This is a genomic window from Lactobacillus xujianguonis, assembly GCF_004009905.1.
Lineage (GTDB): Bacteria > Bacillota > Bacilli > Lactobacillales > Lactobacillaceae > Lactobacillus > Lactobacillus xujianguonis.
Genome location: NZ_ML136891.1, coordinates 11290 through 34123 on the forward strand (window position 1 = coordinate 11290; position 22834 = coordinate 34123).

The 22834-nt window shown below is 37.9% G+C and carries 22 protein-coding genes and 2 pseudogenes; 1 reads left to right on the top strand and 23 read right to left on the bottom strand.

Features of this window, described 5'->3' with window-relative positions; all coding sequences use genetic code 11:
* Positions 1-177: 177 nt before the first annotated feature.
* The 15 genes from EJK17_RS08305 to EJK17_RS08375 all read right to left on the bottom strand — a co-directional run bounded on the left by EJK17_RS08305 (position 178) and on the right by EJK17_RS08375 (position 14141).
* Positions 178-1065: a DivIVA domain-containing protein gene (locus tag EJK17_RS08305; protein WP_103662117.1), complete on the bottom strand. Its 888-nt coding sequence runs from the start codon at positions 1063-1065 to the stop codon at positions 178-180.
* Entirely contained in the window at positions 1041-1841 is an 801-nt protein-coding gene (locus tag EJK17_RS08310; protein ID WP_127796342.1) for a YlmH family RNA-binding protein, read from the bottom strand. Before EJK17_RS08310 ends, EJK17_RS08305 begins: the two co-directional genes overlap by 25 nt.
* Entirely contained in the window at positions 1841-2137 is a 297-nt protein-coding gene (locus EJK17_RS08315; protein WP_103662119.1) for a YggT family protein, read from the bottom strand. The genes EJK17_RS08310 and EJK17_RS08315 overlap by 1 nt, the downstream gene beginning before the upstream one ends.
* Positions 2137-2580, bottom strand: a complete 444-nt coding sequence (locus tag EJK17_RS08320) for a cell division protein SepF (RefSeq protein WP_103662120.1) — start codon at positions 2578-2580, stop codon at positions 2137-2139. The genes EJK17_RS08315 and EJK17_RS08320 overlap by 1 nt, the downstream gene beginning before the upstream one ends.
* A 16-nt stretch (positions 2581-2596) precedes the next feature.
* Positions 2597-3928, bottom strand: coding sequence for a cell division protein FtsZ (gene ftsZ / locus EJK17_RS08325; RefSeq protein WP_103662121.1), 1332 nt, complete (start codon positions 3926-3928; stop codon positions 2597-2599).
* 15 nt (positions 3929-3943) lie between these two features.
* The gene (ftsA, locus tag EJK17_RS08330) at positions 3944-5311 is read right to left on the bottom strand and encodes a cell division protein FtsA (RefSeq protein WP_103662122.1); all 1368 of its coding nucleotides are present in this window, start codon (positions 5309-5311) and stop codon (positions 3944-3946) included.
* A 64-nt stretch (positions 5312-5375) separates the two neighbouring features.
* The gene (locus tag EJK17_RS08335; RefSeq protein WP_127796343.1) at positions 5376-6230 is read right to left on the bottom strand and encodes a cell division protein FtsQ/DivIB; all 855 of its coding nucleotides are present in this window, start codon (positions 6228-6230) and stop codon (positions 5376-5378) included.
* 16 nt (positions 6231-6246) lie between these two features.
* Complete coding sequence (murG, locus tag EJK17_RS08340; RefSeq protein ID WP_103662124.1) at positions 6247-7353, bottom strand: undecaprenyldiphospho-muramoylpentapeptide beta-N-acetylglucosaminyltransferase; 1107 nt, start codon at positions 7351-7353, stop codon at positions 6247-6249.
* A 1-nt stretch (position 7354) separates the two neighbouring features.
* Positions 7355-8734, bottom strand: coding sequence for a UDP-N-acetylmuramoyl-L-alanine--D-glutamate ligase (gene murD, locus EJK17_RS08345; RefSeq protein WP_103662125.1), 1380 nt, complete (start codon positions 8732-8734; stop codon positions 7355-7357).
* Positions 8735-8746: 12 nt separating this feature from the next.
* Positions 8747-9706: a phospho-N-acetylmuramoyl-pentapeptide-transferase gene (mraY, locus tag EJK17_RS08350; protein WP_103662126.1), complete on the bottom strand. Its 960-nt coding sequence runs from the start codon at positions 9704-9706 to the stop codon at positions 8747-8749.
* 7 nt (positions 9707-9713) lie between these two features.
* A complete protein-coding gene (locus EJK17_RS08355) occupies positions 9714-11876 on the bottom strand; it encodes a penicillin-binding protein (protein ID WP_103662127.1) in 2163 nt (720 codons plus the stop codon).
* The gene (gene ftsL / locus EJK17_RS08360) at positions 11876-12238 is read right to left on the bottom strand and encodes a cell division protein FtsL (RefSeq protein ID WP_103662128.1); all 363 of its coding nucleotides are present in this window, start codon (positions 12236-12238) and stop codon (positions 11876-11878) included. The genes EJK17_RS08355 and ftsL overlap by 1 nt, the downstream gene beginning before the upstream one ends.
* A 13-nt stretch (positions 12239-12251) precedes the next feature.
* On the bottom strand, positions 12252-13199 hold the full coding sequence (gene rsmH, locus EJK17_RS08365) for a 16S rRNA (cytosine(1402)-N(4))-methyltransferase RsmH (RefSeq protein ID WP_127796344.1): 948 nt from the start codon (positions 13197-13199) through the stop codon (positions 12252-12254).
* Positions 13200-13202: 3 nt separating this feature from the next.
* Positions 13203-13634: a division/cell wall cluster transcriptional repressor MraZ gene (gene mraZ / locus EJK17_RS08370; RefSeq protein WP_103662130.1), complete on the bottom strand. Its 432-nt coding sequence runs from the start codon at positions 13632-13634 to the stop codon at positions 13203-13205.
* Between the two features lie 177 nt (positions 13635-13811).
* The gene (locus EJK17_RS08375) at positions 13812-14141 is read right to left on the bottom strand and encodes a DUF3397 family protein (RefSeq protein ID WP_103662131.1); all 330 of its coding nucleotides are present in this window, start codon (positions 14139-14141) and stop codon (positions 13812-13814) included.
* Positions 14142-14232: 91 nt separating this feature from the next.
* Here EJK17_RS08375 and EJK17_RS08380 point away from each other — a divergent pair, with 91 nt between their 5' ends.
* The gene (locus tag EJK17_RS08380) at positions 14233-14355 is read left to right on the top strand and encodes a DUF4044 domain-containing protein (protein WP_103662132.1); all 123 of its coding nucleotides are present in this window, start codon (positions 14233-14235) and stop codon (positions 14353-14355) included.
* A gap of 45 nt (positions 14356-14400) precedes the next feature.
* Here EJK17_RS08380 and mreD read toward each other — a convergent pair whose 3' ends face one another.
* The 8 genes and pseudogenes from mreD to EJK17_RS08420 all read right to left on the bottom strand — a co-directional run.
* On the bottom strand, positions 14401-14940 hold the full coding sequence (mreD, locus tag EJK17_RS08385) for a rod shape-determining protein MreD (protein WP_103662133.1): 540 nt from the start codon (positions 14938-14940) through the stop codon (positions 14401-14403).
* On the bottom strand, positions 14940-15791 hold the full coding sequence (gene mreC, locus EJK17_RS08390) for a rod shape-determining protein MreC (protein WP_103662134.1): 852 nt from the start codon (positions 15789-15791) through the stop codon (positions 14940-14942). The genes mreD and mreC overlap by 1 nt, the downstream gene beginning before the upstream one ends.
* Positions 15792-15837: 46 nt before the next feature.
* Complete coding sequence (locus EJK17_RS08395; RefSeq protein WP_103662135.1) at positions 15838-16842, bottom strand: rod shape-determining protein; 1005 nt, start codon at positions 16840-16842, stop codon at positions 15838-15840.
* Positions 16843-16936: 94 nt separating this feature from the next.
* Positions 16937-17560, bottom strand: a pseudogene (locus EJK17_RS08400) (JAB domain-containing protein).
* 38 nt (positions 17561-17598) lie between these two features.
* Complete coding sequence (locus EJK17_RS08405) at positions 17599-18276, bottom strand: HAD family hydrolase (RefSeq protein WP_103662137.1); 678 nt, start codon at positions 18274-18276, stop codon at positions 17599-17601.
* A complete protein-coding gene (locus EJK17_RS08410) occupies positions 18258-19529 on the bottom strand; it encodes a bifunctional folylpolyglutamate synthase/dihydrofolate synthase (RefSeq protein ID WP_127796345.1) in 1272 nt (423 codons plus the stop codon). Before EJK17_RS08410 ends, EJK17_RS08405 begins: the two co-directional genes overlap by 19 nt.
* Before the next feature lies 1 nt (position 19530).
* Positions 19531-22170, bottom strand: coding sequence for a valine--tRNA ligase (locus EJK17_RS08415; RefSeq protein ID WP_103662139.1), 2640 nt, complete (start codon positions 22168-22170; stop codon positions 19531-19533).
* Between the two features lie 350 nt (positions 22171-22520).
* Positions 22521-22834, bottom strand: a pseudogene (locus tag EJK17_RS08420) (ISLre2 family transposase); the annotation flags it as partial.

Below are 22834 nucleotides of genomic sequence, written 5' to 3' on the forward strand. Positions count from 1 at the left end.
CAACCGTGGTACCACCTAAATTGAGTAAGTAAAAAATTACTACTCCACTTATTCTTGCGTATCGTGCAATTGACGCTTAGACCTATTAGGCAGCTGATCAACCTTTAAGCTCTTATGTTAGCCTTTCACCAACGCTAACTCGCTGTAAATGCTCTTAGGTTTTACTGTCAGTCTAAATTAATTATGATCTTTATAATCATCCGGGAAGACAATTCTTGCGCCACCATTCATCGTATTTGATGGTTCTGGCTTATTGCTCATTGTCTCATGACTCGGACTGTCACCTGTCATTGGTTGAGGAGTATTATCCTCATCAGGCTCTTGATAAGAGTCTACTTCATCTTCATCATCGCTGTCAACATCTTCATCGTCGAAATCTTCTTCATCATCATCGAATTCGCCGTTTTCATCTTCGTCAACATCTTGATAAGCGTAATCATCGTCGTCATCATCGTCAGTGTCACCGGTGAGTTCTCTTTCTCTAGCTAATTCATCTTCTTCAGATTCAGCTGTTGGAAGAGGTTCTGCGCCAGCACCTGGATAAAAGCGAGGTGTATGGAAGTAATCGTCTAAAGCATGTTGCCATTCATCATCATTAAGATTATCAATTTGCTTCTGCAACATATCTTGTAAATGACTTCTAAATTCCGCAATTTCTTTCTTTAAGCGCTTGTAATCATCGGCAATCACATCATGTTGTTGCTTTTGATATTGAGTATCAGTCTCTGCTTGCTTCTTGGCTTCCTTAACGGTTGTTTCTGCCTCTTGTTTAGCGTTGCTAATGATCTTATTAGCTGTCTTTTGAGCAGAACCTAGAACTTGATCAACTTCTTGCCGCTTTTGGTCATATTCATCAGCCTTAGCTTGCAATTGATCAATCTTATTATTCAAAGAAACTACTTCATTTTTAAGATCAACAACTTGATCCAAACTATTACCATAATCATTTACAATTTGATCCAAAAATTCATCAACTTCGTAACGATCATAGCCATTCCGACCCCGATGTTTAAATTCCTTATTATGAATATCCATCGGTGTTAATTGTGCTTTTGTGTCTGCCAAAGTTTAAACACCACCCTATATTTACCTTTTCTAGTTGTCACGATGTCTATAATTTGTAGTCTGCCAAAGTGCCGCAAACTTAAAACATCTTTTACTTTTACCATTATATTAGAATTTTCCAGATCATGCCAATTTAATTTAACTAGTCCGGCTTCAACGGCTTGTTTTATTTGTCCCCGGCTTTGCTTACTAACGCCGGCTAAGATCGCATCCGCTCTTAAAGAAGCAACTATTGCCGTAACTTCCACTGAATTATCTTCAGGCTCAAGTACCTTTTTTAAAGATATTGGCACAATTTTCACATGAGCTCGCCCAATTCGGTCAATTTGTTCAGTAAAAAAATCTAACAATTCAGCTTTAACAAAAAATTGCCAATTACCATTGCCATCGGTAATGATATCACCAAAAGTATCTAGACTAATACCAGAATTAGCTAAAGTACCTAAAATTGCTCCATGTCTTAATTGCAAAAACTTTTGCGGATAGTTAATTTCAAGTGGCGTAATCTGATAATCCTGTGGGCTCAAATTTTCCCATTCTTCACTCAAATAAACGCGTTTTTTCTCCGCACCTTCATAACCACCGAATTCTTGGATAAAAGCATCGTTTCCAACAATTGTTTTTAAAATTTCTCTCTGTCCTGGATCTAAAAAATCAGTTAAAATACTTTGCTTTTTGAAAACTAAGTTATTAAAAAGACCAACAAGGTAATCGATTGTTGGTCTTTCTTCGGTATCAAAATGTGGATAAAAACTACTTGCTTGTCGTTTTTCCATTATCCTACCATTTTATATAAAATATTAGCAATCCAGCTTAGGGCATAATCTTGAATGAAATACAACAAGAAAATCCCAATTACAGCTGAAAGGTCAATTCCTGTACTATAAGCTAACTTAGCTATTGGTCCTTTGCGAAATAGGTTCAAGTACGGATCGACTATTTTATCTAATAAACGTCCTAATGCAGAATTAGCTAGAAAAGGTAGCCAACTCATAATTGCATCAATCACGATTAAAAGACAATATAGCCAAATGATCCACGAAATAAATGATAATACATTGTAAATGATCATTAGCTTAAATTATCTTTCTTATCAATCAGTTCACTAATCTTGCCATCAGTCACAAACTTTGGTGGCGTTGCAAGGAAAATTTTATCACCGATTCTTTGAATTTCACCATTCAAGGCATAAACAGTACCAGTAATAAAGTCAACGATTCTTCTTGCTGAACTGTCTTCCATCCGACTAAAGTTAATCACAACAGCTTTATTTTTTAATAAATTCTGTGCAACTTCTTTTGCATCTGAATAAACACGAGGTTCATACAAGACGATTTGACTTTTTGCCTGATTCATTCCTTGCTTAATCGAAACAACATTGTCGCGATTAATCGTATTGTATGGCACTTCATCATCTTCGACTTGTTCGTGATGTTCTGCTTCGTAATCTTCTTCATTTACGGCATCATCATCACCGGAAATACCGAAGAATCTGCCTAACTTATCAAAAGCCATGTATCCTTCCTCCTAATTAGTTTTCACTACGATGCTTGAAGAATGGGATATCACTAGTCTCATCGTCATCCTCTTGAGCACTAGTTTCAATTTGAGAAATACTACTTTGATCATCATCAAATGAATCAAAACCATCATTTTGTTCTTCTGGTTCAGTTTGAGTAGTTTTTCTTGTATTTTGAGAGTTATCGTTTAATCCCCAAACACTAGTTGGATCAACCATCGTCTCATGCTTTGGTGCAGTAGCTGGTTTAGTAGCTTGCACTTGAGTTGGTTGAACAGTTTGACCAATTTGTGGTTGACTTGGTTGTTTAGCTGCTGGAGTCTCGTTCTTTTGAGCTTCAATTTGGTGACTTCTACCTGGTAGTTGCTTTGAAGCTTCTTCTTCGGCAGCAGAATCAATACCAGTAGCAATCACAGTAACGACTACTTCATCACCTAAGTTTGGATTAATTGAAGTACCAAAGATAATGTTGACATCATCACCAGCAGCCTTAGAAACAATTTCTGAAGCATCTTGAGCTTCAAACAAGGTAAGATCTGGTCCACCAGTAATGTTAAGTAAGACTTGCTTAGCACCATCAATTGAAACTTCAAGAAGTGGTGAAGAAATCGCCAACTTAGTTGCTTCAACAGTTCTGTTTTCGCCACTAGCACGACCAATACCCATCAAGGCTGCACCTTGGTTTTCCATAACTGTCTTCACATCAGCGAAGTCCAAGTTCACATAGTCAGTTGAAGTAATCAAATCTGAAATACCTTGAACACCTTGCTTCAAGACATTATCAGCTTCCTTGAAGGCATCCATCATTGGAGTCTTCTTATCAACCATTTCAAGCAAACGGTTATTAGCAATAATAACCAAAGTATCAACGTATTGCTTTAATTGTGTGATTCCTTCTGCGGCATTTCTTGAACGCTTAGGGCCTTCAAAACTGAAAGGACGTGTAACTACCCCAACAGTTAAAGCGCCAGTTTCGCGGGCAATTTTTGCAACTACAGGAGCAGCACCAGTACCAGTACCACCACCCATACCAGCAGTGATAAAGATCATATCTGCACCCTTAAGTGCGTCTTCAATTGTTTGTTCACTTTCTTCAGCTGCCTTTTGACCAACTTCAGGATGTGAACCAGCACCTAAACCTCTTGTAAGTTTAGGCCCTAATTGAATCTTGTCTTCAGCCTTGTTACTATTTAAAGCTTGTACATCAGTGTTAGCTGCAATAAAGGAAACGCCTTGTACACCATCATCAATCATTCGATTAACAGCGTTACCGCCGGCACCACCAACACCGATTACTTTAATGACAGCATTCTTATTGTCATCTGAATCGAATGTAAAATCCATCTAATTTAACCACCTTTAGTCAAAGAATTTCTTAAAGAAGCTTTTAATGCTTCCAGTTTTACTTTGTTTATTTGTTTTTTCTTCTTCTGAAGATTTTGCTCTTTCGGGCGTTTTAGTATTATTATAAGCTTCTTTTGAATTACTTTCACTAGAACTAGCCGTTCTTTTCAAATTCTTGGTATTTTGTGGGGCAGATTCTGGTGTAGCTTCAATTTTCTTATTTAAAATATCATCGCCATAAATAGCACTGTTGACCAATAAATCAATATCTGACATCCGATATGAATAATCAACAATTCCGAAAGCAGCAGCATAAATCGGGCTTCTCATTCCCATTTGATCAGGCTGATAAATCCGTGCCTTAACACCTAAAGTGTTAGCAACTAAGCTATCGATTCCTTGCAACAAACTGCTACCACCGGTAATAATAATTCCGCCTGGCAATTTAAGGGCATTAGTTTTAGATAGGCCTTTGCCAATTCTTTGCAAAATTTGCATCAAACGGGCATTAATAATTTCGCTTAAATAAACTTCATCAACCATTTGTTGTCCATTAGAGCCAACACTATTAACAGCAAATTTGTTATTCTTGGAAGCTAAACTTGGATCAGCATAACCATAATCTAATTTGATTTGATCTGCATCTTTCTTAGAAGTGCTTAAAACTACTGAAATATCGTTAGAAATATCGCTGCCGCCTTCTAAGTCGATGTTGGCATATTTAATTTTACCTTCATGAATGACCGTCGCAGTAGTAGTACCACCACCCAAATCAAGGATAATGGAGCCGAAAGTTCTTTCACCTTCATCTAAGGCAACACTAGCAATTGCTAATGGAGTTGGCACAAAGAAGCTATTACGATAGCCCGCACGTTCAATTGCCTTTCTAATATTATGCAATGGACCAGAAGGCGCAGTTAATAAAATTCCTCTAACTGCCAATGAATGGGCAATCATCTTACGCGGATCGTCCACATCTGTCTTACCATCAATTAAAAAACGACTTGGCAAGAAAGTGATCGGATCACGTCCATCTTTAACAGCTGACTTAATCGCTGCTTGTAAAACTCTTTGTACGTCAATATCCGTAACTTCTTTACCATTATCAGCAACACTAATTAAGCCAGTTGCGCTTTCTAGTTGCAGCATCCCTACTGGGATCCCCGTAACAACTCGATAAATATTCGAATTTGTTTTTTCCGCAACTTCTCTTAAAGCACGACTAATTGCTGTTGCTGTTTGATCAATATCTACAATTTTTCCGTGTCGCATTCCAGTATTGGGCGTAGTCACTGCTCCAATTACCTTACCAGAATCTGACACAACCGCTTTTACACTGGTAGTACCGATATCTAGGCCTACCAAAAGTTTTGAATTATCCAAAATTAAGCCCCCATTAATAACTGCCTTGAAGAAATTTTAACACAAAAAAGCCTGAAATACATAGCTATGATATGCCATAAGCTTTCTTTTCTTTCGAAGTTAGCGGCCTACTAAAAGCTCCTACTTCTAAGTCTATTAGACTATGCTTACCAGCTTTTGCCTTAATTGCATTATAATATTTTATCTTGTCTTTGAGCGTATTAATATTACCAATTACGACATTTCCATCTTTCACGACCAGAATAATTTGCATTTTTCGTGTTGGACTTCCGCTAAGTAATTTAACTTCTTCACGAAAATCCGCTGGAAAACTGTTAAATAGCTTTAAGTCATCGGTCAATGAAACTTGTTTGTTGTAACCGATAAATAAAGGCTTTTGCTGATCAACCTTCGACCATGGTAAAGAACGACTGCCGATTTTACCATTGGCTAAGATCTTACGATAACGATCACCATCTTTAATATACCCAACAGTTGGCCGTTCTTGAATATTCAAAATCAAATTATTTAAATGAACTACTTTAACTTGAACATTTTTAATTTCAGGATATTTGTTAGCTAACCGCTTACTTAAATGATGCTGATGAAAAACATAATCAAAAACTTTATCACTTGCTTTAATTCCAGAATTAGCTACCACTTGCTTAGGAATTAAATCTGGTGCTCCCTTAATTTGCACACTATCGACATTTGCTAATGGAGAAACATAATAGCCTAATCCAATAATCGCAATTCCAGAAACAGCCAGAATGCTTCCCAAACGCTTAATTAATGCATTTCGTCTTTCAATATGCAAACCTGAAAGTGAGGCAGAGACCTTCGAGTGCTTTTTACGATTTCGATTCTGGTTATTTTGATGATTTAAATACGGAGAAAGTTCTTTTCTCGGATCAATTTTAGTAACCTTTTTATTCGGCATCCGCCTCACCTACTTTCTAACGTGAAATTTCTTGCAATACTTTAATAACTTCATCTGAGGCATCTGGTACACCCAATGCTTTTGAAGCTTTCTTCATTTCAGTAGCATATTTTTCATCTAACAAAATATGATCAATTGAGGAAACAAAGTTATTTGGATTTAAATCATCTTCAGGTAAAACCAAAGCAGCACCAGCTTTTTCCAAATCCATTGCATTCTTCATTTGGTGATTATGGGTTACATTAGGACTTGGAATCAAAATTGCTGGCACACCTAAAGCAGTAAACTCTGCAATACTTGTGGCTCCAGAACGTGCTACCACACAGGTCATTTCTGGAAGCAAGGCTGGCATATTTTTGATGTATGGCAAAATCTTAATATTCTTGCCAATATCAATATTTGCTAATTTCTTTTGGACAGCATCAAAGTAATAAGTCCCTGTAGCCCAAATAATTTGATATGGCTTCTTTTTCAATTCCATTAATGATTGCAACATAATTCGGTTAATTGCTAAAGCACCACGTGAACCGCCAAACACGAGCACAGTTGGCATCGTGTTACTTAAGCCCCACTCTTTTTTCAAGTCAATCGGGGTATTATTTAAGCCTAAAACTTGTTGTGACCGGGGATTACCAGTTTTAACCAATTTCTTCTTCTCTGAGAATTGTTTAGCAGCATCATCAAAGGTGTAACAAATTTTGTCAACATAGTGACCTAAAAACTTATTAGCCAAACCAACTACAGAGTTAGATTCATGAATCATGGTTGGAATATGCATCTTAGCTGCTTCGTAAACCATCGCTCCAGAAACATAACCACCAGTACCTAAAACAACATCAGGCTTGAACTCAGTCAAAATTTCACGAGCCCGTTTAGTAGCTTTTAAGAACAATTCAATGGTTTCGAAATTCTTTAAGGGATGTTTTCGATTGAACCCTTGAATCTTAATGGTCTTAAAGTTCACACCAGCTGCAGGAACAATTTTTGATTCCAAACCCTTTTGGGTACCAACAAACAAGATTTCATCGTTAGTACAAATCTCGCGCTCTTTTAAGCGTTCAATAATTGCCATAATTGGATAAATGTGACCGCCTGTGCCACCACCAGTAAAAATAACTCTCATTTTATTTAGTCTTCAATTCCTCTACAAACTTAACGAAATAATCTCCACGGTCTTCAAAAGTTCTAAATTGATCCCAAGAAGCACAAGCTGGTGAGAACAACAAGACGTCTCCTGGTTCAGTTAATTCATAAGCCTTAGGGACAGCTTCTTGTAAAGTATTTTCGATTACAATTTGCTTAATACCAGCCTTTCTAGCAGCATCAGCAAGCAAGTACTTGGTTTCTCCATATAAAACGATTGCTTTAACGTGTTCTTTAAATAATGGTACTAAAGAATCAAAGGTAAAACCACGGTCTAATCCTCCAGCAATCAAAACTTCTGGTTGCTTAAAGGAAGGAATTGCAACTGTTGCCGCTTCAATATTAGTTGACTTAGAATCGTTGTAAACTTTACGTCCGTCTAAAGTCATCACATATTGTAAACGATGCTTTGCTCCAGCAAAAGTGCTTAACACTACTTGAATATCATCGTTATCAGCACCCATCAATTTTGAAATAGCAATCGCTACTAAAGAATTTTGTTGGTTATGGATTCCTGGTAACTTGATATCATCAATCTTCATTACCTTTTCATCTTTATGTTGCAAGTAATCTTTTCCGATGAAGTAGTCTGCTTCTGGATCAGTTTCAGAAAAAGTTTGTACGTGAGCCTTAGTAGTGGCTAATTCTTTAGCTAAAATATCCTTTTGGTCAAAGTTAGCAATGAAGTAATCATTTTCATTTTGAAATCTGGTGACATTTAACTTGGCATTAACATAGTTTTCAAAAGTCTTATGGTAATCCAAGTGAACATTATGATAAATATCTACAATAGCAGCTACCTTTGGATCAATATCGGTAACTCCCATCAATTGGAATGATGAAATCTCAACTACCAAAATATCATCTTTAGTTGCCTTGGGAACAACTTCAGAAATTGGCACACCAATATTACCTACAGCATACGCATGATGACCAGATTTTCGTAAATGATGATCTAAAATTCTTTGGATCAACATTACCGTTGTCGTCTTACCATTAGAGCCAGTTACACAAACATATGGTGCTTCACTGACTGCTAAAGCAATTTCTGGTTCAGTAATAATTGGAATTTTCAATTCAGCGGCTTTAGCAACCATTGGATTTTCATAAGGAATTCCTGGGTTCTTAACCAAGTAATCGAAATGTTCTTGTTCCAACAATTCTACTGGGTGATGACCACCGATAACACGCACACCCTTATCTTTTAGTTCTTGTGCTTTATCGTTATGATCTAGTTCTGCCTTGTCATTTAAAGTTAATTTTGCTCCTAATTTAAGCAATAATTCACTAACGGCAAAACCGCTTTTACCTAAACCTAAAACTAAAATGTTTTTGTTCTTGTAGGTATCTATTTGTTTCATTTTTTATTTTCTTTAACCCCAAATAATTAAATACAAAATACTACCAATTAAGCCAACAATCCAAAAGACAGTGTCAACTTTCCATTCTGACCAACCTAACATTTCAAAATGGTGGTGAATTGGCGTCATCTTAAAGATTCGTTTACCAGTTGTTTGGAATGATATAACTTGCAAAATAACACTCGCTGTTTCGCAAACAAACACAATCCCAACTAAGAGCAATGACCAAGGATGATTCAAAAATACACTTACAGCAGCTAAACCACCACCTAAAGCCAATGAACCTGCATCACCCATAAAGATTTTAGCAGGTTTATGGTTAAAGATGAAGAAAGCAATTAAACCACCAATCACACTCATACAAAAGATCAGAATTGCAAGATTCTTTTGCTTGAATGCCATATAGGCATAAGTACCATAAGCAATAATTGAAAGTCCTGTTGCTAAGCCATCAAGTCCATCGGATAAGTTAACAGCATTAGAAAAGCCAACTAACCAGAAAATTAGGAAGATTGTAAACAAGACAGCACTATCGATTACACCTAAGAATGGAATAAATAAGGCAAATTTGAAATGATCACTTGCAGCAATAAAGACGATCACAATAGCAATAATAATTTGTAAAGCTAACTTTTGCCATGCTCTTAAACCTAAATTACGTTTAAAATACAGCTTAATTCCGTCATCAAGGAACCCGATAATGCCGTATCCTAATAAAGAAATTAACAAAATCCAAACGGTTTTATTAATCTGTCCTTGCCAAATGGCTACCCAAAGAGTGGAAATAACAGCTGCTAGCACAAAAATTGTACCGCCCATCGTTGGCGTTCCAGATTTTTTCTGGTGCCATTTAGGTCCTTCGTCACGAATTTCTTGTCCTTCGTGATGAGAACGCATAAAAATGATTAACCATGGAATAAAAATTGCTGTCAATGCCAGCGAACTAACTAATGCGATAATGCTTACAAGCATCTTGCTACTACTCCTTTAATTTAATTTTGATTTTCATACCGGCTTTAATTGTCTTCCCAGCTTTAACACTTTGCGAAGCAACCGTACCGTTTCCTTCAATACTTACTTTAACACCAGTCAAATTAGCAAACTGATGTAAATCTTCCAGCGACCAGGCCTTCATATTTGGACATTTAACTCTACCCACAGTCAGTACAAAGACTCGACCACCAGAAGAAAGCTTTTCACCAGGTTTAATGCCTTGACCAATAACCTTCTTGTTATTTCCTAAACGATAAATATTTAAACCTGCATGAAGCAATTGATCACGTGCCTTAGCATAACTCATATTTTTAACAGCTGGCACTTTTACAATGCTAAGTGGTGATTTATCGTTCTTGGACATGATAATGACCCGATTCATTACTGGTTTAAAGATTGAAGCTAAAATTGCTTCCGCACCTGAGCCTAATCTCTGTGGTTGTTTAATTGTAATGTAAACACAGTAACGTGGATTCTTAGTTGGAGTGACGCCAACTACTGAGAAGACATAATTGTTGTCTCCCTTCAAATAGCCTCCACCTTTCGGATTAGCAATTTGGGCTGTCCCAGTCTTAACCGCAATATCTTTACCACGCATGTAATAAGCATGTCCTGTACCAATCCGTTTATCTAGAACCCGCTTCATGTTTTCAATCAAAACTTTGCGAGTTTGTTTGCTATAAACTGGAGCGCCGACTTTCTTGACTTGATAGCCTTGAATTACTTTACCATTAGCATTGGTAATTTTATCGACAAACTGTGGCTTCACCATTTGTCCATTATTACCCAAACTACTAAAGGCCTGCATCATTTGCATAACATTCACATTTACACCTTGACCAAAGCTAGTAACAGCTTGATCAGTCGTGGTGCCAAAGGATAGAAGTCCAGGTTGTTCTCCAGGTAAAGTGACGCCAGTTTTCTTAGTAATTCTGAAACGCTTCAGGTATTTCCGCCAAGTTTTAGCACCCATTTGTTGTTCAATGTGAACAAAACCAGTATTACTTGAGCGCGGAAAGGCTTGTGAGAACGGAATACTACCCCAACCGGAAGTTAGCCAGTCATGAATAGTCGCTCCTCCAACACCGACGGAACCAGAATTGTAATAATTATTCGGATGATAATTACCACTATTTACCGCCGCTGCTAAAGTCAAGATCTTGAACACCGAACCTGGTTCATAAGTATCCTGCACTAAAATATTGCGGTAAGACTTAGTCAAACCTTTTTTAGTTTGCGGATTAAACGTTGGTCTTTGTGAGGCAGCTAAGATTTTACCGGTCTTCATATCTTCAACTACAGCGGTAATGTTCTTTGGTGAATAGGCTTTTTGAACTTCATTTAAGCGGTTTTCAACTAATGATTGTAACTGTGAATCTAAAGTCAAGTACAAATCATCACCATTAACTGCCGGCTTAAAAGCCTGTGACTTATTCGGCAATTGTGTTTCCGTAGCATCAACTGAAGAGATACGGTAACCATCTTTACCAGTCAAGGTATCATTGAACCAAGCTTCAAGCCCCATAGTACCAACCAAATTGATGTTACCCTTCTTGTCAGTAACTGGTTGAGCAAGTCCAACGACATGCGAAGCAAAAGTTCCATTTGGATATAACCTTGAAGGTGTTTCAGTAAATTTGATTCCTGGCAAATGCATCTCTTCGATCTTATTCTTTTGCCGTTTCGTCAAATTACTACCACCAGCCCCAAATTGAACTTGGAAAACTTTCTTTTTCGGAGTTAAGAATTTATAAATCTTATTTTCAGACAGTGGTAACACTGTTGCTAGTTTTCGTGCTGTCTCTTCTTTATTGACTACATATTCAGGCTTGTTTTTGTAATTGATGGATGATTTATCTAAAATTGCATAAATCGTATACAGATGTGAATCTTCCGCAATGGCTAAACCGTTTCGATCAAAAATACTTCCGCGATTTGCCTTTAAAACTTGATTACGATGATAAAGTTGTTCGGTCCGTTCCGAAAGATTTTGTCCTTCCACCGTTTTGGAAATACCAATATATAAAAATCGACCTATAAAAACAAGAAAAACCAAAGCCACAGCTACTTGGAGAATTCTCCCCACCGTAAAGCGGTAGCCGTGGGCTTTGGTTTTCTGTAAATTTAACTTGTTATTTTTCTTATTCATTAGCGAATTGTCCTAATGTTTTTCTCTATCAAAGTTAAACCTTTTGCACGAGCAATCTTGTTCAAGCGAGAGCTTGAAGTAAGTTCACCGATTTGTTGATGCAAATCAGTAATATTATTTTGCTCTGTTGAAATAGCTTGTTGAACATCTGAAAGCTCGTGTTGAGCTGAGGTTGCAGAAATACTTGAAGACACCAGAAAGATCATCATTGCAATTGCAACTACACTTCCCAGAATAACTAAAGTTCTTTCTAAACCGGTCCAACTCACTTGATGAGGATTCGGCGCAATTCGTCGTCGTTTTTTAAACTCAGTTTGCTTATTGGGTTCTAATTCAATTCTTCTAGCAGAACTATCAGCCATACCATTTTCCTCTTCATATCTTCTCTGCAACCCGTAGCTTTGCACTGTGTGAGCGCTTGTTGTTTTCTAATTCTGAAGCTGTAGCAGTGATTGGCTTCCGATTTACTAACCGGAGGGTTGGTTTTAACCCTTCTGGAATCATCGGCATCCCTCGTGGGATTTCAACTTCGGAATATTTCTTAAATATACCTTTCACGATCTTGTCTTCATCTGACTGGAATGTAATCACGCTAATGCGACCGCCCGGTCGTAAAACTTTGATTGCTTCTTCAAGTGAAGCTTTCAAAACGTCTAATTCGTGATTAACAGCCACCCGCAAAGCTTGAAAACTCTTCTTTGCCGGATGTCCTCCAGTTCGACGTGCATATGCTGGAATTGCATCCTTAATGATGTCAACCAATTCAAACGTGGTTTTAATTGGCTGTTCCTTGCGTCTTTCAACGATACGATGAGCAATCTGGCGAGAAAACTTTTCATCACCATACTGATATAAAATATCCGCCAATTCTTTTTGACTTCTAGTATTAACCAATTCATAGGCGTCAAGATCTTGACTTTGATCCATTCTCATATCCAACCGAGCATTATAGCGGTACGAAAAGCCGCGATCTGCTTGATCAAACTGCGGAGAAGAGACTCCTAAGTCATAGTATATGCCATCAATGCTGTCTGAATAACCTAGCTTAACCAAGTTTTCTTCAAGATGGCTAAAGTTGTCATGTACAAGCTTTAACTGAGGATCACTCTCATCCTTCAATAAATCAGCAAAGTTTAACTTTGCCGCCTGTATTGCATATTCATCTTGGTCAAAACCAATGAGCGTACCTGAATCGATCTTACTGAGTAAATACTTAGCGTGTCCACCACCGCCAAAAGTAGCATCTACATAAAGACCACCGTTTTTTGGTTTTAAATTATCTATAGTTTCGTGTAAGAGAACACTGGTGTGTTTGAATTTCATAATTTATAGTTCAATGTCGTCCAAATTTTCTGCGATGTCATCGTAACTTTGGTTAGCTTCTGCTGAGAAGTCTTCCCAACGCTTCTTAGACCAAATTTCAATTCGGTTAGAAACGCCTACGATTACACATTCCTTCGTAAGCCCAGCATGCATTTTTAATGTCGTGGTCAGATTAACGCGCCCTTGCTTGTCGAACTCGCATTCCATCGCACCAGAGTAGAACAAACGCATAAAACTGCGTACGTTTCTCTTAGTCAACGGAAGTTGCGCTAATTTGGCTTCAATTTCGTGCCATACTTCAATCGTATAGCCGAAAATGCAGCCTTCCATTCCTCTGGTGAATACCATCTCTTCACCAATCTGACTGCGCAGCTTCGCTGGTATAATTAAGCGACCTTTGCTGTCAAGGTTATGATGATATTCACCCATGAACATGGTCTAGCCCCCCTTCCAATGAATAATTTACCACAATTCACCACTTTCTACCACACCATGTTAAAAAAAAGCTTATATTTTTATTATTTCTTAGATTTTTATTTATGTACAAAATAAAAAAGACCCCTAAAATGTTTTTACTTCAAGGATCTCAAAAGTATACGTATAAGATGTATCTTATATTAAGATTATAAATAGCAATCCCACGTACCACATAATAGAGCACAAGCTTAAGTAGCCCCACAAGTGGTGGAGAGTTTTCCCAAATGGAATGTTTTTATTTTTTACCGCTTCTTCAACGGTCACAATCACAACCAAAATAAAAAATAAAAAGAAACCATATGGCAAAAAAGATGGTTTATTTTTCAAATTAGTCATCATGTTGCACACTGGAATAAAGAAAAATGGTAACACATCATAACCACGAAATTGTGCTTTTGGGAAAATTTTGGTTATCAAGGCATCAAAGGCTAAACCAACAATTGGTATTAAAAAAATCAGAAACATTACTTTTCCTCCATTTAACCTATTTTAACCTTTTACTGAATTGAAAAAAACCACTAAGAAGCATAAAATATTTAGAAATAGGAGGTTTTTGATGGCACGTAGAAAAAAGAAATCCAAGTTTCAAATTTTAACCATCGTAATGGCTGTCTTAATGGCTTTCATCACTTTGGCGGCAATTGTCGTATCACTTTTACCAGGTTTACTTGGAGAATAACACAACAAAAAAAGAAGCCGGAAATTCACTTTTCCAGCTTCTTTTTTATTGTCGATAGGCATCAAGATCAACCAGAAATGGATAATTCACGGTTAATCCGCCCCAAATCCAATAAGTCAATACATAAAACACTAATGACCAAATTAAATTAATTAATACGCTAAATAGTAATACATGCCCTGAAACGTTGATTATTCCAACCATCGACAAAATAATCCAGCTATAGATATCTAGTAAGGAAACCCCCAACAAGACCACAATTAATCGGGCCCAAAAGGTCTCTGGCAAAAAGCGTGCTACTCGCTGACTGCCCCAACATAATAATGGTAAAGCAACCGTATAAACACCAATAATGCCTAAAGTGAAAATGTCAGCAACAACGCCTGTACCTAAAGCCAACCAAATTTCGTTAGCATTCGTATCATCAAATAAGCCAATTAAGATAATTCCAATTGGCATAATCATACAGGCGGCACCATAATTATGAAAACTCATAAATTGATGTAAATACAGCGAAAACGAGCCATCTAAAATAATAGCTACATATAAAGCAATGGCTAACACCCATTCTCTTAAAATGCGCATTAGTTAGCCACCTTTCTTTCGATGACAGTTACTACTGATGGATCGTTAATATCTCCAGCTGGATTAATCTTAATTAAGTCAGAGAGGCCAAAAGAATCACGAGTTGTAGCAGCAACCGTCCCAATTAACAGCCCTTTAGGTGAATTACCACCCATTCCACTGGTGTAGACTTTAGTGCCTTGCTTTAACTTCCGGCTGTCAACTACTTGCGTAAAGGCCAAACTATTAGCAGAGTTGACAGTAATAATTCCGTGAACTTTTTTGCCATTCGCAGCTTCTGCTTGGACAGCAAAACGGTTAGCAGACTTATCTGTCGTGGTAATTAATTCTACCTTAGCTGAAGCAGCGTTAACTTCAATTACCCGGCCAATAACTCCGCCACCGCTCATAACAGCTTGATTCTTTCTTACACCAGCTGACGAGCCCTTATTAATCACTAATAAATCTGACCAAGTATCAGACGAGCGTGAAATAACTGAAGCATTAATTTTGTTATAGCTTGTCAAAGTATCCTTTAATTCTAAGGCTTTCTTCAATTGCCGGTTTTCTGCTTTTAAAGCTTGGTCCCGTGCCTTAGTCTGTGCCAAGTCCGTCACTTGACTCTTTAAATGATTGTTTTCACTTTGCGTATTTAACAGATCGTTAACGCTATTCAAGCCACCTGAAATCAGACTCAGGGGGGCATCAACAATTCTTGAACCAGCAGCGACCAAGTCATTACCAAAACTCTGAATAATCAACGGGCTATTACGGCGATTACGCAAACGCACACTGCCCCCTAACACGATTAAAATGATAATGACAATCAAAAACGCTGATAATAATTTTTTGTTTTGTAGAAATTTTTTCATAAAGAAAATGATCCTATAGAAAAACCGGTTTTACCCGGTTTTTTAATTATTTACGCGTTCTGCGCATAACTTCGATGTTCTTCAATGATTCACCAGTACCAATGGCAACACAGTCAAGTGGATCTTGAGCGATGAAGACTGGTACCTTGGTTGCTTCAGAAATAACATCTGGTAAGTTCTTAAGCAGAGCTCCACCCCCAGTTAAAACAATACCATGATCAATTACGTCAGCCGCAATTTCTGGTGAAGTTTGTTCCAAAGTTTCCTTAATGGCAACAATGATATCTTGCACAACATCTTGAATTGCTTTAGCTACATCTTCAGCAGCAATATCAACAGACTTAGGTAAACCAGTTACTAAGTCACGACCACGAATATTCATTGATTCAATTTCTTTAGCCTTTTCAATTGAGGCAGAACCAATTTGAATCTTAATATCTTCAGCAGTTCTTTCACCAATTAATAAATTAAACTTGGAGTGAACATAGTTAATAATTGCGCTATTGAACTTATCACCAGCTTGACGAATTGATGATGAAGAAACAATCCCACCTAAAGAAATAGTAGCAACATCAGTCGTACCACCACCAATATCAACAACCATTGAACCAGTTGGATCCATTACAGGAAGACCGGCACCGATTGCGGCTGCAAATGGTTCTTCAATAACAAAAGCTTCACGTGCACCAGCTACGCGAGCAGCATCAATAACAGCACGTTTTTCAACTTCAGTAACACCAGATGGGACACAAATCATGACTGATGGCTTAGAATTACCAACTGTCTTTTCCATGAAGTACTTAAGCATCGCAGCAGTTGTATCATAATCAGCAATCACACCGTCTTTCATTGGACGAATAGCGCGAATACTGCCTGGTGTTCTACCAATCATTTCTTTAGCTTCTGACCCCACGGCAATCACTTCACCGCTTTGGGTATTTTTAGCAACTACGGAAGGTTCTCTTAAAACAATTCCTTTACCTTCCATGTAAACCAGCGTATTGGCGGTACCTAAATCGATACCAATATTCTTTGAACCTAATCCAAACACGAAAATCTCTCCTTAATTGTTGCGGTCTCTAAATCTTGAATAATTATAGCATAATCTCAGGGTAAAACAGTTTTTCACCGGAATTTTAAAAAATTTAAAACAATTCATGCTCTTTCATACTCAAATACTGACCCTTACCCACGATAAAATGATCCAGCAGATCAATTTTCATCATTTTGGCGGCCTCTTTTAGTTGGCGCGTCATTTTAAAATCACTATTTGATGGTAACAGCTTACCACTTGGATGATTATGAGCCACAATCATCCCTGCACAGTTAAAGACAACTGCCCAACGAAACACATCCCGCGGATGAGCGATTGCTTTATCTAAAGTTCCTTGCGAAATCTTCTTTTCCGCCACAATATGACTACTATTATCCAAATATAGAGTCCAAAACTCTTCTTGTTTATGACCAGCTAATTTGTCAGCTAAATAATGTCCTACTTCACGACTAGAAGTAAAAATAGTTTCTCTTTTTGGCTCTGACAGACGTTACCGATCGATGACTTCTTCGACAATAATGGCTAACTCTTCTTCACAATCCGGACCGGAAGTGTAATTTAATAAGTCATTAAAAGAATTAACTTTCAGTTTTAACAACTGCTTTTCTAAATCTTCTAACTTAGTGATGCCAACTTCTTCCAGATATGAAAACAATTGTGAGACCATTTCAATATCTGTATTAACAATGTAATGATTTGATTTTAAAATTTCCATTTAAAAATCCTCCCATCACTAAATACGTGAAAAAGGGGCTAAATTTTTTTAAGAAATTCAAAAAAGTTTTTACAAATCATTGTTGCTCTCTTACGATCCTGAGCTGAAGGTGTGAGAATATCAGGAATCATCACTACTTTGATGTCCGCATTCTTGGCTGCTTGCACACCAGTTGGTGAATCTTCAAACACCAATAAATTTTTCTTAGGTAAGGCCATCTTCTTAGCAGCTGCCAGATAAATATCTGGTGCTGGCTTAGATTTAATATGACCCTTTTGCACATCTAAGTAGCTGAGATGAAAGGCAAAATAATTACGAATCCCTGTTGCCCATAAAGCATGCTCCAAGACATCTTCATAATTACTTGAAGCAATTGCAAGTGGCAAGTCCAGTTCTTGAAACTTATCTAAGGCTGCTTGTACACCAGGACGAAGCTTTAACTTTCCTTCATCAGTCCATTGCCAAACTAAATCGTCAGTTCTTTTAATAAACTTATCACGCTCAACTGTGGTCTTAAAGTACTTATGATAAAAAGCTTCCATTTCTTTGACACTAGCACCAGCTAGCTTCAAATAAGAATCACGTGGAATCGGCAAATTAGCTTCTTCTGCGGCTTGAATATTGGCTTGCCAATATAATTCCTCTGAATTAACTAGTAAACCGTCAAGATCAAAAATAATGCCTTTAATATCATCGCTTATTCCTTGAACTCGCACCTATCTTCCTCCAACTTTAAAATCGCACTGACCAAATAAAATGATCCGGTGATTAATAACGTATCTCCAGTTTGCAAATTTTCACGCAACTTTCGATAAGCTACTTGGTAATCAGCCTCATATCGATAACGAGCTCGCACTGCTGCTGGAAAATCAGCTAATTTAGCAGCACGAGGATATGGAATCGTCGTTAGCGTCACTTCTTCATCTTTAAATAAGGAAAAAACTTGCGCTAAATCTTTATCCTTCATCATCGTCATCAATACCTTAATTTTACCAGGCTCTTGGTGAGATTTGCGCACAAATTTTAGCAAGTTTTTCATTGCCTGAATATTATGCGCCCCATCTAGAATAATCGTTGGTTTATTACTTAGCAACTGATAACGCCCAGGAATCACAGTTTGATCAATTGCTTGCATGATTTGCTCATCATTCAGCGGCAATTTCAGCAATAAAAAGGCCGTGACTGCAATCGCAATATCGTAGCCTTCCACCTCTGGCCGCAATTTAAAATGTAATTGCCGATCTGCAAATCGATACTCAAATCGCTCCTTAGCTTGTAAATGGTAATCCCGATTTAATAAATAAACAGGTGCTTTTTCTTTTTCGGCTTTTTCAGTTAAAACCGGTAGAACTAACTCCGGCACATTACCTAATACAACGGGGCGCTTGTACTTAATTATGCCGCTTTTTTCAACCGCAATATCTGCTAAGGTTGGACCAATAATCTGTTCATGGTCCAAACCTACCGTAGTAATGATACTAACTGCCGGCATGATGACATTAGTCTTATCATGCTCACCGCCAATCCCGACCTCAATCACCGCATAATCACAATGATTTAGGGCAAAATATTCAAAAGCTAAAGCAACTTCATATTCAAAAGTAACTAAGGAAAATTCTTCATCCTGCTGTCTAATTTTTGTTAGTGCTTCTTCTACTATGTTAGCCGTCTTCACCAAATCCTGGTCAGGAATATCTTGACCATTAAGTTGAATTCGTTCATTAAATTCACGCACAAAAGGTGAGACAAAAAGGCCAGTTTTTTGACCGGCCTTTTGCAATAAATTGCTTAAATAGTAAGATGTCGAACCTTTACCATTAGTCCCCGTAACATGAAGTGTTTTTACCTTATCTTGCGGATTATCAAGCACTGCTAAAATGCGTTTAATGTAAGACAGATCACTTTTAGCATGTAAATGTGGCAAAGTATACAGATATGAGATTACCTCATGTGCATTGGTAAATTTCAAACTATTTACTTTCTTTCAATTCTTGAATTCTTTCTCGAACGCCAGCAAGTTGACTTTGGTAGTCTGCTTGCTTTTCCTTTTCCTTGTTAATAACTGCTTCAGGAGCATGAGCAACGAAGCCTTGGTTAGCAAGTTTCTTAGTTGAACGTTCTACTTCACCTTCAAGCCGCTTTTCTTCTTTTTCCATCTTCTTGATTTCATCATCAACATTGACTAATTCAGTCAATGGAACGAAGATCTGCGCACCTGGAATAACCGCATTCTTGGCAAGCTTTGGTGCATCGATGTCAGTAGCAACGGTTAATTCCTTAGGGTGCAAGAAGTTTTCAACGTAGTCGGCATTTTCACTTAAAATATGCTTGTCTTTTTCATCATCAAGCTTGATCATAATATCAATCTTGGATGACATTGGTGCGTTAACTTCCATCCGAATGTTACGAACGGCTTTAATCACTTCAATCATGAAGGCCATATCTTCATCTGCTTGCTTGTTTTCAAACTCTTGATGAGTAGTTGGGTATTTGGCAAGCATAATGGACTTACCTTCGTGAGGCATTGATAACCAAAGCTTTTCGGTTACGAATGGCATAATTGGGTGCATTAAGCGCAAGATTTGATCAAGAATCCAAACTAAGTTTTCTTGCTTTCTAGCCTTTAATTCTTCATCGTCCCCGTTTAAAGCAACCTTTGAGATTTCAATGTACCAGTCACAGAAATCATTCCAAATAAAATTGTAAAGTTCACGGCCGGCTTCACCAAATTTGTATTCGTCAAATAAACGAACAACTTCACCGACAACGTGGTTCAAACGATCAAAAATCCAACTGTCAGCAACATCGAACTTACTTGTGTCCGGCATATGAGCTGTCTTAGCATCAGCTGGTAAGTTCATAATTACGAACCGACTAGCATTCCAAATCTTATTAATGAAGTTCCAAGCAGCAGATAACTTCTTAGGATCATAACGAGTATCTTGACCAGGGGCAGTACCGTTAAGTAAGAACCAACGAAGAGCATCAGCACCGTACTTATCAACTACATCCATTGGGTCAACCCCGTTACCAAGAGATTTACTCATCTTGCGTCCTTGTTCATCCCGCATTAAACCGTGAAGGACAACATCCTTGAATGGACGCTTCTTAGTAAAGTGCAAGCTTTGGAACATCATTCTGGATACCCAGAAGAAAATGATGTCGTAACCAGTTACCAAAGCATTGGTTGGGAAGTAACGCTTAAAGTCTTCTGAATCAGTGTCAGGCCAACCTAAAGTTGAAAATGGCCAAAGAGCACTTGAGAACCAGGTATCAAGTACGTCTGGATCTTGTTCCCAGTTTTCAATATCCTTAGGAGCTTCTTCACCTACATAAGTTTCACCAGTCTTCTTGTTGTACCAAGCTGGAATACGGTGACCCCACCATAATTGACGTGAAATACACCAGTCGTGAACATCTTCCATCCAGTGATCTAAAGTACCTTCAAATCTTTCTGGAACAAAGTTAACCTTGCCGTCAGTCTTTTGATTTTCAAGAACCTTGTCAGCAAGTGGCTTCATCTTAACGAACCATTGCTTAGAAAGACGTGGTTCAACTTGAACACCAGAACGTTCTGAGTGACCTACTGAGTGAACGATTGGTTCAATCTTGATTAAGTAACCTTCTTCTTTAAGACCCTTAACTAATTGTTCACGGCAGTCAAACCGATCCATCCCAGCATATTTGCCACATTCTTCGTTCATCGTACCGTCATCGTTCATCACATTGATTCTCTTCAAATTATGACGGTTACCAACTTGGAAGTCGTTAGGGTCATGGGCTGGCGTAATTTTAACTAAACCAGTCCCAAATTCTGGATCAACGTGTTGATCTTCAATAATTGGAATATGACGGCCAACAAGTGGCAAAATTAATTCCTTACCAACAAGATCCTTGTATCTTTCATCCCCTGGAGCAACGGCAACAGCAGTATCACCAAACATGGTTTCAGGACGAGTAGTGGCGATTTCAACAAAACCTGAGCCATCTGCAAATGGATACTTAATGTGGTAGAAAGCACCCTTGTCGTCTTTGTGAATAACTTCAATATCACTCAAGGCAGTTTGAAGAGCTGGGTCCCAGTTAATGATATATTCGCCACGGTAAATTAAGCCTTCATTGTAAAGTTGAACGAAAACCTTCTTAACCGCTTTTGAAAGACCTTTGTCTAAAGTGAAACGTTCACGGGAATAATCAAGAGAAAGCCCCATCTTAGCCCATTGGCCCTTGATGATATTTGCGTACTCATCTTTCCAGTCCCAAACTTGTTTAACAAAGGCTTCACGTCCCATTTGGTGACGATCTTTGCCTTGCTTACGCAATTTTGCTTCTACTTTAGCTTGCGTAGCGATACCAGCGTGGTCCATCCCTGGCAAGTAAAGCGTGTCGTAACCTTGCATCCGCTTAAAACGAATTAAAGTATCTTGAATTGCCGTATCCCAAGCGTGACCCAAGTGCAACTTACCAGTTACATTTGGTGGTGGGATAACAATTGAATAAGGGTGAGCTTTCTTGTCACCAGATGGCTTGAATAAATCTTCATCAAGCCAAGTTTGATATCTGCCTTTTTCAACCTCATTTGGGTTGTATTTAGGTGCTAAATCTGTCATTAAAATTCCTCCAATAAAAAAGTCCTAGACAATCTTGTCTAGGACGATTTACTAACCGCGGTACCACCTATGGTTAAGCATGCAAAAACATACTTCTCTTATAAGCGATAACGGCGCTGAAGTGTCCGGATTAACTTACTTAGTTTCAGTTAATCAGCTAACCAAGCTACTAGTCAACTTTCGGCCTCTCAGCTGTCTGGCTTTTCTCTGTAAATCAAGTCGACCCCTCTTGGTTCTTGCTTTGCTTTTGATTATAGCATGAATTGATTTTAGAAAAAAGGGGAGCATTTTTTACGTAAGTGTCAAAGTTTTTGCGGTTACTCAAAAACCATTAGTCTGACCTTAATTTCTTAATAATTTATGTGATTTAACATCCGATTGAATTTACTTAAATAGCTGCCACCAACTACTGCTGCTGTTAAGGCTCCGTGTTGAATACCGGTATGGATTTCGTGACGGATTCTCAAACTATCTCTAGCTGCGGCTTGTAATTTCTTACGGTCTAAGCTAATTAGTTTGCTCGTTTCAAAATCACTGTTGAGCCATTCTTCTAAGTCTCCATTCTTGATGCAAGTTAGAATTCGAAGCATGCCTTCGGCACCAGCTTCAGACCAATATTTGCCTTGGCCTTTAACGCGATAAGTATACTTACGGTGATTACTTT

Bases quoted from the DNA above. Each gene is read 5' to 3' on its own strand.
- EJK17_RS08310 (WP_127796342.1), bottom strand. From the start codon at position 1,841: ATGGAAAAACGACAAGCAAGTAGTTTTTATCCACATTTTGATACCGAA.
- EJK17_RS08315 (WP_103662119.1), bottom strand. From the start codon at position 2,137: ATGATCATTTACAATGTATTATCATTTATTTCGTGGATCATTTGGCTA.
- EJK17_RS08320 (WP_103662120.1), bottom strand. From the start codon at position 2,580: ATGGCTTTTGATAAGTTAGGCAGATTCTTCGGTATTTCCGGTGATGAT.
- ftsZ (WP_103662121.1), bottom strand. From the start codon at position 3,928: ATGGATTTTACATTCGATTCAGATGACAATAAGAATGCTGTCATTAAA.
- EJK17_RS08335 (WP_127796343.1), bottom strand. From the start codon at position 6,230: ATGCCGAATAAAAAGGTTACTAAAATTGATCCGAGAAAAGAACTTTCT.
- murG (WP_103662124.1), bottom strand. From the start codon at position 7,353: ATGAGAGTTATTTTTACTGGTGGTGGCACAGGCGGTCACATTTATCCA.
- murD (WP_103662125.1), bottom strand. From the start codon at position 8,734: ATGAAACAAATAGATACCTACAAGAACAAAAACATTTTAGTTTTAGGT.
- mraY (WP_103662126.1), bottom strand. From the start codon at position 9,706: ATGCTTGTAAGCATTATCGCATTAGTTAGTTCGCTGGCATTGACAGCA.
- EJK17_RS08355 (WP_103662127.1), bottom strand. From the start codon at position 11,876: ATGAATAAGAAAAATAACAAGTTAAATTTACAGAAAACCAAAGCCCAC.
- ftsL (WP_103662128.1), bottom strand. From the start codon at position 12,238: ATGGCTGATAGTTCTGCTAGAAGAATTGAATTAGAACCCAATAAGCAA.
- rsmH (WP_127796344.1), bottom strand. From the start codon at position 13,199: ATGAAATTCAAACACACCAGTGTTCTCTTACACGAAACTATAGATAAT.
- mraZ (WP_103662130.1), bottom strand. From the start codon at position 13,634: ATGTTCATGGGTGAATATCATCATAACCTTGACAGCAAAGGTCGCTTA.
- EJK17_RS08375 (WP_103662131.1), bottom strand. From the start codon at position 14,141: ATGTTTCTGATTTTTTTAATACCAATTGTTGGTTTAGCCTTTGATGCC.
- EJK17_RS08380 (WP_103662132.1), top strand. From the start codon at position 14,233: ATGGCACGTAGAAAAAAGAAATCCAAGTTTCAAATTTTAACCATCGTA.
- mreD (WP_103662133.1), bottom strand. From the start codon at position 14,940: ATGCGCATTTTAAGAGAATGGGTGTTAGCCATTGCTTTATATGTAGCT.
- mreC (WP_103662134.1), bottom strand. From the start codon at position 15,791: ATGAAAAAATTTCTACAAAACAAAAAATTATTATCAGCGTTTTTGATT.
- EJK17_RS08415 (WP_103662139.1), bottom strand. From the start codon at position 22,170: ATGACAGATTTAGCACCTAAATACAACCCAAATGAGGTTGAAAAAGGC.